The organism is Mycolicibacter senuensis (assembly GCF_002101885.1).
Lineage (GTDB): Bacteria > Actinomycetota > Actinomycetes > Mycobacteriales > Mycobacteriaceae > Mycobacterium > Mycobacterium senuense.
On record NZ_LQPS01000043.1, the window covers coordinates 145,961 to 159,641 of the forward strand.

A 13,681-nucleotide genomic window follows, 5' to 3' on the forward strand; every position below is an offset into this window, starting at 1 on the left:
GGGCGGGTCATGGTCTATCTGGATCACGCTGCCACCACCCCGATGCACCCCGAGGCCATCGAGGCGATGACGGCCGTGATGGGCACCGTCGGCAATGCCTCCTCGCTGCATTCCGCCGGCCGCGCCGCGCGGCGCCGGATGGAGGAGTCCCGGGAATCCATCGCCGCCCGGTTGGGCGCCCGACCGTCCGAGGTGGTGTTCACCGCCGGCGGCACCGACGGCGACAACCTGGCGGTCAAGGGCATCTACTGGGCCCGCCGCGACGCCGACACGCGCCGCCGCCGGATCATCACCACCGAGATCGAGCACCACGCCGTGCTGGATTCGGTCGGCTGGCTCGCCGAGCATGAAGGCGCCGAGATCACCTGGCTGCCCACCCGAGCCGACGGTTCGGTCTCCCCGGAGATGCTGCGCGACGAACTGGCCGACGGCGGGGCCGACGATGTGGCGCTGGTGTCGGTGATGTGGGCCAACAACGAGGTCGGCACCGTCCTGCCGATCGCCGCACTGGCCGCGGTCGCCGCGGAGTTCGGGGTGCCGATGCACTCCGACGCGGTGCAGGCCGTCGGGCAGTTGCCGGTCGATTTCGCCGCCAGCGGCCTGTCGGCGCTGAGCCTGACCGCCCACAAGTTCGGCGGGCCATGCGGCGTCGGCGCCCTGCTGGTGCGCCGCGACGTGACGTGTGTTCCGCTGACACACGGCGGGGGACAGGAGCGCGATATCCGCTCGGGCACACTCGATGTCGCCGGCGCGGCCGGAATGGCCACCGCGCTGCAGATCGCCGTCGGGTCGCTGGAAGCCACCTCGGGCCGGGTCGCGGCGCTGCGCGACCGGCTCATCGACGGCGTGCTCGCGACGATCGAGGACAGTTGCGTCAACGGGTCGCGCACCGACCGGCTGCCGGGCAATGCGCACTTCACATTCGCCGACTGCGAAGGCGATTCGCTGCTGATGTTGTTGGACGCCAACGGTATCGAATGCTCCACCGGTTCGGCCTGCACTGCGGGGGTGGCGCGGCCTTCGCATGTGTTGACCGCGATGGGCGCCGACCCGGTCGCCGCTCGTGGTTCGTTGCGACTGTCGTTGGGACACACCAGTGTCGACGATGACGTGGACGCCGTGCTGGCGGTGCTTCCCGGCGCGGTGGAGCGGGCACGCCACGCCATGCTGGCCGCCGCGGGGGCCGGTGGCATGAAGGTGGCCCGGTGAAGGTCGTAGTGGCCATGAGCGGCGGGGTGGACTCGTCAGTCGCGGCGGCCCGCATGGTCGACGCCGGACACGACGTGGTCGGCGTGCATCTGGCGCTGTCACGCAATCCGGGCACGCTGCGCACCGGTTCCCGGGGGTGCTGTTCGCGGGAGGACTCCGACGACGCTCGACGGGTCGCCGATGTGCTGGGCATCCCGTTCTACGTGTGGGACTTCTCCGAGCAGTTCCAAGAAGAGGTGATCGACGACTTCGTCGAGTCCTACGCGCGCGGCGAGACCCCCAACCCGTGCGTGCGCTGCAACGAGAAGATCAAGTTCTCCGCGGTGGCCGCCCGCGCCCTGGCGCTCGGCTTCGACATGGTGGCCACCGGCCATTACGCCCGGCTGGCCGACGGACGGCTGCGCCGTGCGGTCGACGTCGACAAGGACCAGTCCTACGTGCTGGCGGTGCTGACCGCCGAACAGCTCAGCCACGCGGCGTTTCCGGTCGGTGACACCCCCAAGCCGGCGATCCGGGCCGAGGCCGCCGAGCGCGGCCTGGCGGTGGCGGGTAAACCCGACAGTCACGACATCTGTTTCATCCCGACCGGCGACACCCGGACCTTCCTGGGCAGCCACATCGGTGTGCGGCCCGGCGCCGTCGTCGACACCGGCGGCGAGGTACTGGCCGAACACGACGGCGTGCACGGCTTCACCATCGGGCAGCGCAAGGGCCTGGGCATCGCCGGCCCCGGCCCGGACGGCCGGCCCCGCTATGTGACCGGCATCGATGCCGCCACCGCCACCGTGACCGTGGGAACCGTCGCCGACCTTGAGGTGCTGGAGCTGACCGGCCGGGCGCCGGTATTCACCTCGGGTGGGGCGTGGCACGGGCCCGTCGAGTGCGAGGTGCAGGTGCGGGCCCACGGGGAGACGGTCGGTGCGGTCGCCGAACCGGTCGGCGAGGATCTACAGGTGCGGCTGCGCGAACCGCTGCGCGGTGTGGCCCGCGGCCAGACCCTGGCCTGCTACCGCCCGGACGCGCGAGGCGACGAGGTGATCGCCAGCGCCACGATCGCCGGCACCGGCACCTGAGTCGCCGGCTAGCCGGGAATCCCGGCCGCCAGATTCGTCAGCACCAGATCGGCGATCGACTCCGAGAAGCCGCAGTGCGTGACCTCCAGCAGCACCACCGACTTCAGCTGGTAGGCGCGACCGCAATCGCCGGCACCGGTGTGCAGGAACTGCTCGTCGGCCGTCTGGTCGCCGACCAAACCCGGTCCGGCGGGGCTGTCGGCGCATTCGGCGACGGCCGCCACCACAGCATCGAAGGCCCGCCGGGCCGACTCCGGGTCCGGGTAGGCCGCGGCACCCTCGGAGATCAAGGCGCCCCGGGGCGGGTATTGGTAGGTGGTCTTGTGGAACTGCGTGTGCTCGGTGCCGAACACCGTGGTCTCGGCATAGATGAAGCGGCACGGCGGTGGCACGGTTGCGGCGAGCCCGTCGATGTCGACCGGGGTGGCGGAGTCCATGGTGGGAATGATCGTCAGCTCCTCGCCGGTGCCGGTGATGGCGCGCATCCGGGGGGTGTCGAGCATGAGCCTGCCGACGTGCACGGCGCCGTCGGGCACCAGCGGCGCGAGCGGCGGCAGAGCCGAACCGTCGATCAGCCGGGTGCAGCCCAGCACGACCGCGGCCGGGCCACAGATCAGGGCCCGCCGCCATGTTTTCACCGCTGAAAGGCTATCCCGATACGGTTGCCGGGTGAATGCCTTCGCCACCGCTATCGGCTCCTGGCCGGGCACCTCGGCGCGCCAGGCGGCCGAGGTGGTCGTCGGCGAGCTGGGCGCAAGCCTGGCCCACTTGGTGGAGTTGCCGGCCCGCGGGGTGGGCGCCGACCTGATCGGCCGGTCCGGCGCGCTGCTGGTCGACATCGCCATCGACACCGCCCCGCGCGGCTACCGGCTGGCCGCGCGCCCCGGCGCGGTGACCCGGCGGGCGGTCAGCCTGCTCGGCGAGGACACCGACGCCCTCGAAGAGGCCTGGGAGATCGGCGGCCTGCGTGGCAGCGGGCACCCGGTCAAGGTGCAGGCGCCCGGCCCGCTCACGCTGGCCGCACAACTGGAGTTGGCCAACGGGCACCGTGCCATCACCGACCCGGGGGCACTGCGGGATCTGGCCGCCTCGCTGGCCGAGGGGCTGCGGGCGCACCGGGCCGAGCTGTGCCGCCGGCTCGACACGCAGGTGGTCGTGCAGCTCGACGAGCCGGTGCTGACCGCGGCGGTGACCGGAGGTCTGGCCGGGGTCACCTCGCTGAGCCCGGTACCGGCGATCGATGACGCGGTGGCCACTGCGTTGCTCGACGGCTGCGCCGATGCGGTGGGCGGCGAGGTGATCGTGCACAGCTGTGCTGCAGAGCTGCCGTGGAATGTTCTGCAGCCCAGTAAGATTGCCGCGTTGTCGCTGGACTGCACCGCGTTGGGGCCGGTCGACTACGACGGGATCGGCGCGTTCATCGAATCCGGTCGCACCGTGGTGTTCGGGCTGATTCCCGCGGTGCAGCCGGCACGACGACCCGCCGTCGACGAGATCGCCGCCGCGGCCGCCGCGATCACCGACCGGATCGGCTTCGCCCGCCCGGTGCTGGCCGAACGGGTCGGCATCAGCCCGGTCTGCGGGCTGGCGGGCGCCACCACCGCGTGGGCACGCACCGCGGTCGGGCTGGTTCGGCAGGTGGGCGAGGTGCTGGCGGGTGACCCGGAGGCCATCTGACGCACCGCGCCAGGCCGAGGACGTCGAGGCTTAGTCCGGCTTAGTCCCCGTCCAGGAGCCGGATCAACCGCGGTGTAGCGGTCAGCCGAAACGAGGCGTCGACCAGCTCGCCGACCTCGCCCCAATCCACCGGGGCCGCACCGAAATTCAACCCCAGCCAGCCGGACGGCCCCAGGTACATCGGATAGAAGAACCGCGAGTCTTGCTCCAGTGCCCGCCGCTCGGATTCGTCGACCTTGACCAACAGCGCGTGCGGGTAGCGCACCATCTCCCCGGTGGCCTTGGTGCTACCTCCGTAGATCGCGAACATCTTGGGGGCGCAGAACACCGGGCGGCCGTGCGAGACCTTCTCGACGGCTTCGGGAAAGCCCAGCGCGATGCGGCGCAGCTCCGCCAGGCCCGGGTCGTCATCGCGGAACATGATCGGGTGTGGCATGCCGACAGGGTAGTCAGCCGATAGCCTGCGAGGGTGAATCCAGAGGCCGACAGCGTGAGCCCCGACATCCGGCGGCAGTGGCACGACCTGGCTGAAGAGGTGCGCGAACACCAGTTCCGCTATTACGTCAAGGACGCGCCGATCATCACCGACGGCGAGTTCGACGAGTTGTTCAACCGGCTGCTCGCACTCGAGGACGCCCATCCGGAGCTGCGGGCCGCCGACTCGCCGACCCAGCTGGTGGGCGGGGCCGGGTTCACCACCGAATTCACCCCGGCCGAGCACCTGGAGCGGATGCTGTCGCTGGAAGACGTGTTCTCACCCGACGAGCTGACGGCCTGGGCGGGCCGGGTCGCCGGTGAGATCGGCGGTGACACCAGCTACCTGTGCGAGCTCAAGGTCGACGGGGTGGCGCTGGGTCTGGTGTATCGCGACGGCCGACTGGTCAGCGGCGCCACCCGCGGCGACGGCCGGGTCGGTGAAGACGTGACCCTCAACGCGCGCACCATCGCCGACGTCCCCGAATTCCTCAGCGCCGACAGCGAATTCCCGATCCCGGCGGTGCTGGAGGTGCGCGGTGAGGTGTACTTCCGACTGGCGGACTTCGAAACCCTCAACGCCGGACTGGTCGCCGAGGGCAAGGCGCCGTTCGCCAATCCCCGCAACAGCGCGGCCGGATCACTGCGGCAGAAGAACCCGGCGATCACCGCCCGGCGCAACCTGCGGATGGTGTGCCACGGCCTCGGCTACACCGAGGGCTTCAACCCCGACACCCTGCACGAGGCCTACATCGCGATGAAGGCCTGGGGCCTGCCGGTCTCGGCGCACACCGCGCGCGTCGAGGGGATGGCGGCGGTGGCCGAACGCATCACCTACTGGGGCGAGCACCGCCACGACGTCGAACACGAAATCGACGGTGTGGTCGTCAAAGTCGACGAGCGAACGCTGCAGCGCCGCCTCGGCGCCACCTCACGGGTGCCGCGCTGGGCGGTGGCCTACAAATACCCGCCCGAGGAGGCGCAGACCACGCTGGTCGACATCCGGGTCAGCGTCGGCCGCACCGGCCGGGTCACCCCGTTCGCCTATATGACCCCGGTCAAGGTCGCCGGCTCCACGGTGGGGCTGGCCACCCTGCACAACGCCTCGGAGGTCGAACGCAAGGGGGTGCTGATCGGCGACACCGTGGTGATCCGCAAAGCCGGTGACGTCATCCCCGAGGTGCTCGGGCCCGTCGTCGACCTGCGCGACGGCACCGAGCGCAAGTTCGTCATGCCGACCCACTGCCCGGAATGCGGCACCCTGCTGGCGCCGGCCAAGGAGGCCGACGTCGACATCCGCTGCCCCAACGCCCGATCCTGCCCGGCGCAGCTGCGCGAGCGGGTGTTCCACGTCGCCGGCCGCGGCGCCTTCGACATCGAGGCGCTGGGCTACGAGGCGGCGACAGCGCTGCTGGGCGCCGGCGTCATCACCGACGAGGGCGACCTGTTCACCCTCTCCGAGGACGACCTGCTGCGCACCGAGCTGTTCACCACCCAGAAGGGTGTGCTGTCCAAGAACGGTCGCCAACTGTTGACCAACCTCGACAAGGCCAAGTCCCAGCCGTTGTGGCGGGTATTGGTGGCGTTGTCGATTCGCCACGTGGGCCCCACCGCGGCGCGCGCCCTGGCTACCGAATTCGGCAGCCTGGACGCGATCACCACTGCCTCCACCGAGCAGTTGGCCGCTGTCGAAGGTGTCGGGCCCACCATCGCCACCGCGGTCACCGAATGGTTCGAGGTCGATTGGCACCGTGCGATCGTCGACAAGTGGCGGGCCGCCGGGGTGCGGATGGCCGACGAACGTGACGAGAGCATCGAACGCACGCTGGAGGGCCTGAGCATCGTCGTGACGGGCTCGCTGACCGGGTTCTCCCGCGATGAGGCCAAAGAGGCGATCATCACGCGCGGCGGCCGGGCGGCGGGTTCGGTGTCGAAGAAGACGGCCTATCTGGTCGCCGGTGATGCGCCGGGGTCCAAGTACGACAAGGCCGTCGAGCTGGCCGTACCGGTCCTCGACGAGGCGGGTTTCGTCAAGCTGCTGGCCGAGGGGCCGGCCGACGGCGCGACCGATTAGCTCCGATTAGCTCAGCAGCGTCGCCACGATCCCGGCGAGGTAACCCAACCGCGCCACCTCGGCAGGCAGGAACGGCGGGCCGCCGGTGCGGCCCAGCACGATCGCGGTGCGCGGGTCTCCCAGCGGGGCGGCCAGCAGCGCGGTGTCCATCTCCCGCCACACCGCGGGCACCCAGTCGGCGGTGTTGTCCAGGACGGTGGCGCGCTCGAGCGGCAGCCATGGCACCGCACCGACGTCGGTCTCGGGAGTGCCCGCACTGCCCGCGAGCCGGCGGAACCCGGCAGCGGACCCGTCGGCGCGCAACACCGTGCACCAGCTGACCCGCAGCACCCGCGGTGCTGCGTCGGCCAACTTCTGCAGCTTGGCTCGACGGTCACCGGCCGCCGCGACGTGGTCGATCAGCTCGAGCTCGCGGTGCGCCTCCAGCAACCCGGTGTGTGGGCGAACGCTGTGCACCCGGATGCCCTCCAGGCGCTCGGCGGCGGTGATCAGCACATCGGGCATCGCTCCGGGAGGCAACTCGACGACCAGGTCATCGATCGCCGATCCGGAGCCGCGCTCGATGACGTCCAGCGACAAGATGTCGGCTCCCACCGAGCCCAGCGCCACCGCCAGCGAGCCGAGGCTGCCGGGGCGGTCGTCGAGTTCGACGCGCAACAGATAGGAAGACACGGCAAAACTGTCCCACAGTGGCCGCACCGAAAGTGACGCCGACTAGTCTTGCCAGTCGTGCCCCAGATCTCCCGTGACGACGTCGCCCACCTGGCCCGGTTGGCCCGGCTGGCGCTGACCGACGACGAACTGGACGGCTTCGCCGGCCAGCTGGATGCGATCCTGACCCATGTCAGCACGATTGCGGCCGTAGACGTCACCGGCGTCGAGGCCACCGACAACCCGCTCAAGGCCGTCAACGTCACCCGGCCGGACGAGATCGTGCCGGGTCTGACCCAGGAGCAGGCGCTGGCGGCTGCTCCGCGCGTCGCCGAGAACCGGTTCGCCGTCCCGCAGATCCTGGGGGAGAGCCGGTGAGCGAGCTGATCCGGTCCGACGCGACCACCCTGGCGGCTCGGATCGCCGCCGGTGAGGTGTCCTCGGTCGAAGTCACCCAAGCGCATCTGGACCAGATTGCGGCGACCGACGAACGCTACGGCGCCTTCCTGCACGTCGGCGCCGAGGAAGCGCTGGCCGCCGCTGCGGCCGCCGACAAGGCCATCGCCGCCGGCGAGGCGCCCTCACCGCTGGCGGGCGTGCCGCTGGCTCTCAAGGACGTGTTCACCACCGTGGACGCGCCCACCACGTGCGGATCGAAAATCCTGGAGGGCTGGCAGCCCCCTTACGACGCGACCGTCACCGCCCGGCTGCGGGCAGCCGGTATCCCGATCCTGGGCAAGACCAACATGGACGAGTTCGCGATGGGCTCCTCCACCGAGAACTCCGCCTACGGCCCCACCCGCAACCCGTGGGACGTCGAGCGGGTGCCGGGCGGGTCCGGCGGCGGCAGTGCCGCGGCGCTGGCGGCGTTTCAGGCGCCGCTGGCCATCGGCACCGACACCGGCGGCTCGATCCGCCAGCCGGCCGCACTGACCGCCACCGTCGGGGTCAAACCCACCTACGGCACCGTAAGCCGTTACGGCCTGGTGGCGTGTGCGTCGTCGCTCGACCAGGGCGGCCCGTGCGCCCGCACCGTCGCCGACACCGCGCTGCTGCATGCGGTGATCGCCGGGCACGACCCGCGTGATTCCACCTCGCTGGACGCTCCGGTGCCCGACGTCGTGGCCGCCGCGCGCGCCGGGGCCACCGGGGATTTGTCGGGCGTGCGGATCGGGGTGGTGCGCCAGCTGCACAGCGGGGAGGGCTACCAGCCCGGTGTGCTGGCGTCGTTCAACGCCGCCGTCGAACAGTTGACTGCGCTGGGCGCCCAGATCTCCGAGGTGGACTGCCCGCACTTCGATTACTCGCTGTCCGCCTACTACCTGATCCTGCCCTCGGAGGTCTCGTCCAACCTGGCGCGCTTCGACGCGATGCGCTTCGGGTTGCGGGTCGGCGACGACGGCAGCCACAGCGCCGAGGAGGTGATGGCGCTGACCCGCGCGGCCGGCTTCGGTCCCGAGGTCAAGCGCCGCATCATGCTCGGCACCTACGCGCTGTCGGCGGGCTACTACGACGCCTACTACAACCAGGCGCAGAAGGTGCGCACCCTGATCGCCCGCGACCTGGACACCGCCTATGAGTCCGTCGACGTGCTGATCTCGCCCACCACGCCCACCACGGCGTTCCGGCTCGGCGAGAAGGTCGACGACCCGCTGGCGATGTACCTGTTCGACCTGTGCACCCTGCCGCTGAATCTGGCCGGGCACTGCGGCATGTCGGTGCCGTCCGGGCTGTCCGGCGACGACGGGCTGCCGGTGGGTCTGCAGATCATGGCGCCGGCGCTGGCCGATGACCGGCTTTACCGGGTGGGCGCGGCCTATGAGGCCGCTCGCGGCGCACTGCCGGCGCCGCTCTGAGGGCGATTTTCTTCCGTACCCTGGGAATATGGCTGAAGAGACGATTCACGAGGAAGAACGGATGATGACCCGGGCGGAGGCCGCGGCGGACCTGCGTCGGCTGGCCGACGAACTGGAGGCCGGGACGATCTCCTACGGAACCGGCGGCAGCCTCGAGGTTCCCGAGGCGCTGGAGCGCGAGATCGAGATCGAGCGCGAGGACAAGGGCACCAGCATCAAATACCAGGTCGAATTCGAGTTGGAGTGGTCTGTTCCCAAGGTCTGATCCGGGCAATGGGAAAACCGGTGGCCGCCCACCGGGCAAGATGGGGGCATGCGGATCGGAGTCCTCACCGGTGGCGGTGACTGTCCCGGGCTGAACGCGGTGATCAGGGCGGTGGTACGCACCTGCGATGCGCGGTACGGCTCGTCGGTGGTCGGCTTTCAGGACGGCTGGCGCGGCCTGCTGGAGAACCGGCGTATCCAGCTGGCCAACGACGACCGCAACGATCGGCTGCTGGCCAAGGGCGGCACCATGCTCGGCACCGCCCGGGTGAACCCGGACAAGTTGCGTGCCGGGCTGGACCAGGTCAAGGCGACCCTCGACGACAACGGCATCGACGTGCTCATCCCGATCGGCGGGGAGGGCACCCTGACCGCGGCGCACTGGCTGTCCCAGGAGAATGTCCCGGTGGTCGGGGTGCCCAAGACCATCGACAACGACATCGACTGCACCGACGTCACTTTCGGGCACGACACCGCGCTGGAGGTCGCCACCGAGGCCATCGACCGGTTGCATTCGACTGCCGAATCCCACCAGCGGGTCATGCTGGTCGAGGTGATGGGGCGCCATGCCGGCTGGATAGCACTGAACGCCGGGCTGGCATCCGGCGCGCACATGACGCTGATCCCCGAGCAGCCGTTCGATGTCGAAGAAGTGTGCCGGCTGGTCAAGCAACGCTTCCAGCACGGCTCGTCGCACTTCATCTGCGTCGTTGCCGAAGGGGCCAAACCCGCGGCCGGGTCGATGGAACTGCGCTCCGGCGGGATCGATGAGTTCGGCCACGAGCGATTCACCGGGGTCGCCGCCCAGTTGGCCGTCGAGATCGAGCGCCGTGTCAAGAAGGAAGTGCGCACCACCGTGCTCGGCCACGTGCAGCGGGGCGGCACCCCGACCGCCTACGACCGGGTGCTGGCAACCCGGTTCGGTGTCAATGCCGCCGACGCCGCCCACGCCGGCGAGTACGGGATGATGGTGTCGCTTCGCGGCCAGGAGATCGGTCGGGTGGCGCTGGCCGACGCGGTGCGCCAGCTCAAGGTGGTGCCGCAGAGCCGCTACGACGACGCGGCGGCGTTCTTCGGGTAGCCCGCGTTTGTGCACGGTCTATTGGGGCAATAGTCACCGAATGGTCGCCGGATGTTCGGTGGACTACTGTTCGCTTGCCGGGTGGACGAAGGTTGGGGGGCCGGAATGGGAAAGCTGTCGCGGACGGCCACCGCGCTGGGGGCGCTGCCGATCGGCTTTGTGCTGGCCGCACCGGCTCACGGGATCGGCGACGCGGTAAGCGATTACGTCGCCGATCACGGTGGCGAGGTCTGTGCGTTCATGGACGACCAGCCCAATCTGGCCGGGGTCAAGGGCGCGGTCAACCACATCCTGGGGACCAGCGGGCTGCCCGAGAACCAGACAGGCCGCATGCTGGCCGGATCGGTGACCGTGGACTGTCCCGAATACGGCGGCCTGGTCGACGAATTCGTCCGGTATGTCCAACGCCGCCAGCAGCAGCAGCAGAACGGCGGTATCGGCGCCGTGCTCGGCTACTGACGCTTCACAGCTCGCCCGGGTCATCGGGCACATCAACGGCGTAGGCGCGCAACACATCCAGCGAAACCACGTCGAGGGTGCGTTCATGGGTGGCGGCCAGCACCACCGGGGCCGCACGGCCGTCTCGGTGCGCCCGCAACCAGTTCAGCGCGGTGACACACCAGCGATCACCGGGGGTCAGCCCGGGGAATCGGTAGGCCGGCATCGGCGTGGACAGGTCGTTGCCGATCGAGCGCTGATGCTCGAGGAACTCGCCGGTCACCACCGCGCAGATGGTGTGCAGTCCGAGGTCCTCCGGTCCGGACGAGCAGCAGCCGTCGCGGTAGAAGCCGGTGACGGGGTCGCTGCCGCACGGCTCCAGCGGGCCGCCCAGTACGTTGCGCTCAGCCATGGCCAAACGGTACCGCCCGGTTAGCCTGAGGCATGGCAGACCGTATGCGCGACGTGCTCTGGGCCGGTATCGCCGAGATCTACCGGCGAATCTGCGAACACCCCTTCATCACCGGGCTGACCGACGGGTCGTTGGCGCACGACCGATTCCGCTACTACATCGCCCAGGACGCCCACTACCTGCGGGCCTACGCCCGGGCACTCGCCGGCTGCGCGGCCAAAGCGCCGGTTGAAGCGGAGCTGACGATGTTCGTCGAGCATGCCGGGGTGGCGCTCGGCGCCGAGCGTGACCTGCACACCGGGCTGCTCACCGAACTGGGAACGGACGCCCAGCGGGCCGCAGCGCTGCCGATCGCCCCGACAACGCAGGCCTACGCGAGCTACCTGCTGGCCGTCACCGGATCGGGCTCCTACGCCGAAGCCGTCGCAGCGGTGCTGCCCTGCTACTGGGTCTACGCGCGGGTCGGCGAACACCTACAGCGCCACGGTTCACCGGAGCCGCTGTTCCAACGCTGGATCGACACCTATGCCGGCCAGGATTTCCAGGCCGTGGTCGATGAGGTGCTCGCCGTCGCCGACGGGATCGGCGCGCAGGCGTCGCCGGCCACGCAGGAATTGATGCGGCGGCATTTCCACACCAGCGCGCGCTACGAGTGGATGTTCTTCGACGCCGCCCACCGGATGGAGGACTGGCCGGTGTGACCCGGTCACCTAGACTTTCCTTCCATGACCGCTGCTGTCGCCGAACTGCTCGACTACGACGACGTCGTCGCCCGCTTCGACCCGGTGCTGGGCCTGGAGGTACACGTCGAACTGTCCACGGCCACCAAGATGTTCTGTGGCTGCTCGACCGAATTCGGCGCCGAACCCAACACCCAGGTGTGTCCGGTGTGTCTCGGGCTGCCCGGTTCGCTGCCGGTGCTCAACGCCGTCGGTGTGGAGTCCGCGATCCGGATCGGGCTGGCACTCAACTGTGAGATCGCCTCCTGGTGCCGGTTCGCCCGCAAGAACTACTTCTATCCCGACCAGCCGAAGAACTACCAGATCTCCCAGTACGACGAGCCGATCGCGTTCAACGGCTACCTGGACGTGCCGCTCGACGACGGCACGATCTGGCGGGTGGACATCGAGCGCGCCCACATGGAGGAGGACACCGGCAAGCTCACCCACGTGGGCAGCGACACCGGCCGCATCGAGGGCGCCAGCGAATCACTGGTCGACTACAACCGGGCCGGCGTCCCGCTGATCGAGATCGTCACCAAGCCGATCACCGGAGCCGGCGAGCGCGCCCCGCAGATCGCCCGGGCATATGTGACCGCGCTGCGGGACCTGCTGCGCTCGCTGGATGTCTCCGATGTGCGGATGGATCAGGGCTCGATGCGCTGCGACGCCAACGTCTCGCTGATGCCCACCGGGGCAACCGAATTCGGAACCCGCACCGAGACCAAGAACGTCAACTCACTGAAGAGCGTCGAGGTGGCCGTCAGCTACGAGATGCGCCGCCAGGGTGCGGTGCTCACCGGCGGCGGCATCGTCATCCAGGAGACCCGGCACTTCCACGAGGCCGGTTACACCAGCCCCGGACGGACCAAGGAGACCGCCGAGGACTACCGCTATTTCCCTGAGCCCGACTTGGAGCCGGTGGCGCCGAGCGCCGAACTCGTGGAACGGCTGCGCGGCACCATCGGAGAGCTGCCGTGGCTGGCCCGCAAGAAGATTCAAGACGAATGGGGCGTCTCCGACGAGGTGATGCGCGATCTGGTCAACGCGGGTGCGGTCGAGTTGGTGGCGGCCACCGTGGCGGCCGGGGCGGGCAGCGAGGCGGCTCGGGCCTGGTGGGGAAACTTCCTGGTGCAAAAGGCCAACGAGACGGGTGTCGAACTCGACGCGCTGGCGATCAGCCCGAAGCAGGTCGCCGAGGTGGTGGCGTTGGTGGATTCGGGCAAGCTGTCCAACAAGCTGGCCCGCCAGGTGGTCGAGGGGGTGCTGGCCGGTGAGGGTGAACCCGAGCAGGTGATGACCGACCGTGGCCTGGTCGTGGTGCGAGACGATTCGGTGATCCAGGCGGCGATCGACGAGGCGCTGGCCGCCAATCCCGATGTGGCCGAGAAGATCCGGGGCGGCAAGGTGCAGGCGGCCGGTGCGATTGTGGGTGCGGTGATGAAAGCCACCAAGGGTCAGGCCGATGCCGCTCGGGTCCGAGAGTTGGTACTGGCGGCCTGCGGGTAGCCGCGAGGCGTCAGCCGGAGACGCCGCCGTTGATCTGCTGCGGCCTGCGAGCCGGCGGGTGGTTCCAGTGTTCGAAGATGAACTGCAGCCACCGAACGTCGATCAACATTGTGTCGTCATCCTTTTCCCTAGATGACTCCCAAGGTAGGCCGGATATTTAAGGCGGTCGGGCGGGGTCGGTAAAGCTTTGGTGAGAACCGATCCGGCGGCGTCGACAACGACAGTGGCCCCCTTCGGGATCGAA

The 13,681-nt window shown here is 69.7% G+C and carries 15 protein-coding genes; 11 read left to right on the forward strand and 4 right to left on the reverse strand.

The window, feature by feature from the left end; translation table 11 throughout:
* The first annotated feature begins 9 nt into the window (after positions 1 to 9).
* Positions 10 to 1,209, forward strand: coding sequence for a cysteine desulfurase family protein (locus AWC24_RS14975; protein ID WP_085086207.1), 1,200 nt, complete (start codon positions 10 to 12; stop codon positions 1,207 to 1,209).
* Positions 1,206 to 2,282, forward strand: a complete 1,077-nt coding sequence (mnmA, locus tag AWC24_RS14980; protein WP_085086209.1) for a tRNA 2-thiouridine(34) synthase MnmA — start codon at positions 1,206 to 1,208, stop codon at positions 2,280 to 2,282. The genes AWC24_RS14975 and mnmA overlap by 4 nt, the downstream gene beginning before the upstream one ends.
* An 8-nt stretch (positions 2,283 to 2,290) precedes the next feature.
* Here the strand turns inward: mnmA and AWC24_RS14985 are convergent, their stop codons facing one another.
* The gene (locus AWC24_RS14985) at positions 2,291 to 2,920 is read right to left on the reverse strand and encodes a sensor domain-containing protein (RefSeq protein ID WP_207568329.1); all 630 of its coding nucleotides are present in this window, start codon (positions 2,918 to 2,920) and stop codon (positions 2,291 to 2,293) included.
* Positions 2,921 to 2,951: 31 nt separating this feature from the next.
* Here AWC24_RS14985 and AWC24_RS14990 point away from each other — a divergent pair, with 31 nt between their 5' ends.
* Positions 2,952 to 3,959 (forward strand): uroporphyrinogen decarboxylase/cobalamine-independent methonine synthase family protein, encoded by a 1,008-nt coding sequence (locus tag AWC24_RS14990; protein WP_085086211.1) that lies wholly within the window; start codon positions 2,952 to 2,954, stop codon positions 3,957 to 3,959.
* Between the two features lie 40 nt (positions 3,960 to 3,999).
* On the opposite strand, the gene AWC24_RS14995 is transcribed toward AWC24_RS14990, so the two are convergent.
* Positions 4,000 to 4,395 (reverse strand): MmcQ/YjbR family DNA-binding protein, encoded by a 396-nt coding sequence (locus AWC24_RS14995; protein ID WP_085086213.1) that lies wholly within the window; start codon positions 4,393 to 4,395, stop codon positions 4,000 to 4,002.
* A gap of 33 nt (positions 4,396 to 4,428) precedes the next feature.
* On the opposite strand from AWC24_RS14995, the gene ligA reads away from it, so the two are divergent.
* The gene (gene ligA, locus AWC24_RS15000) at positions 4,429 to 6,507 is read left to right on the forward strand and encodes an NAD-dependent DNA ligase LigA (RefSeq protein WP_085086215.1); all 2,079 of its coding nucleotides are present in this window, start codon (positions 4,429 to 4,431) and stop codon (positions 6,505 to 6,507) included.
* Between the two features lie 6 nt (positions 6,508 to 6,513).
* Here the strand turns inward: ligA and AWC24_RS15005 are convergent, their stop codons facing one another.
* Positions 6,514 to 7,179, reverse strand: a complete 666-nt coding sequence (locus tag AWC24_RS15005; RefSeq protein ID WP_109560490.1) for an ACT domain-containing protein — start codon at positions 7,177 to 7,179, stop codon at positions 6,514 to 6,516.
* A 57-nt stretch (positions 7,180 to 7,236) separates the two neighbouring features.
* Here AWC24_RS15005 and gatC point away from each other — a divergent pair, with 57 nt between their 5' ends.
* From gatC to AWC24_RS15030, 5 genes are all read left to right on the forward strand, one after another.
* Positions 7,237 to 7,536 (forward strand): Asp-tRNA(Asn)/Glu-tRNA(Gln) amidotransferase subunit GatC, encoded by a 300-nt coding sequence (gatC, locus tag AWC24_RS15010; RefSeq protein WP_085086217.1) that lies wholly within the window; start codon positions 7,237 to 7,239, stop codon positions 7,534 to 7,536.
* Positions 7,533 to 9,014, forward strand: coding sequence for an Asp-tRNA(Asn)/Glu-tRNA(Gln) amidotransferase subunit GatA (gene gatA / locus AWC24_RS15015; RefSeq protein ID WP_085086219.1), 1,482 nt, complete (start codon positions 7,533 to 7,535; stop codon positions 9,012 to 9,014). Before gatC ends, gatA begins: the two co-directional genes overlap by 4 nt.
* 28 nt (positions 9,015 to 9,042) lie before the next feature.
* Positions 9,043 to 9,279 (forward strand): amphi-Trp domain-containing protein, encoded by a 237-nt coding sequence (locus tag AWC24_RS15020; protein ID WP_163705311.1) that lies wholly within the window; start codon positions 9,043 to 9,045, stop codon positions 9,277 to 9,279.
* Positions 9,280 to 9,327: 48 nt separating this feature from the next.
* Positions 9,328 to 10,359, forward strand: a complete 1,032-nt coding sequence (locus AWC24_RS15025) for an ATP-dependent 6-phosphofructokinase (protein ID WP_085086223.1) — start codon at positions 9,328 to 9,330, stop codon at positions 10,357 to 10,359.
* Between the two features lie 105 nt (positions 10,360 to 10,464).
* Positions 10,465 to 10,818, forward strand: a complete 354-nt coding sequence (locus tag AWC24_RS15030) for a DUF732 domain-containing protein (protein WP_085087087.1) — start codon at positions 10,465 to 10,467, stop codon at positions 10,816 to 10,818.
* A 4-nt stretch (positions 10,819 to 10,822) separates the two neighbouring features.
* Here the strand turns inward: AWC24_RS15030 and AWC24_RS15035 are convergent, their stop codons facing one another.
* The gene (locus AWC24_RS15035) at positions 10,823 to 11,209 is read right to left on the reverse strand and encodes a DUF2237 family protein (protein ID WP_085086225.1); all 387 of its coding nucleotides are present in this window, start codon (positions 11,207 to 11,209) and stop codon (positions 10,823 to 10,825) included.
* A 32-nt stretch (positions 11,210 to 11,241) separates the two neighbouring features.
* On the opposite strand from AWC24_RS15035, the gene tenA reads away from it, so the two are divergent.
* On the forward strand, positions 11,242 to 11,910 hold the full coding sequence (gene tenA / locus AWC24_RS15040) for a thiaminase II (protein WP_085086227.1): 669 nt from the start codon (positions 11,242 to 11,244) through the stop codon (positions 11,908 to 11,910).
* A gap of 24 nt (positions 11,911 to 11,934) precedes the next feature.
* Positions 11,935 to 13,437, forward strand: coding sequence for an Asp-tRNA(Asn)/Glu-tRNA(Gln) amidotransferase subunit GatB (gatB, locus tag AWC24_RS15045; protein ID WP_085086229.1), 1,503 nt, complete (start codon positions 11,935 to 11,937; stop codon positions 13,435 to 13,437).
* Positions 13,438 to 13,681: the final 244 nt, after the last annotated feature.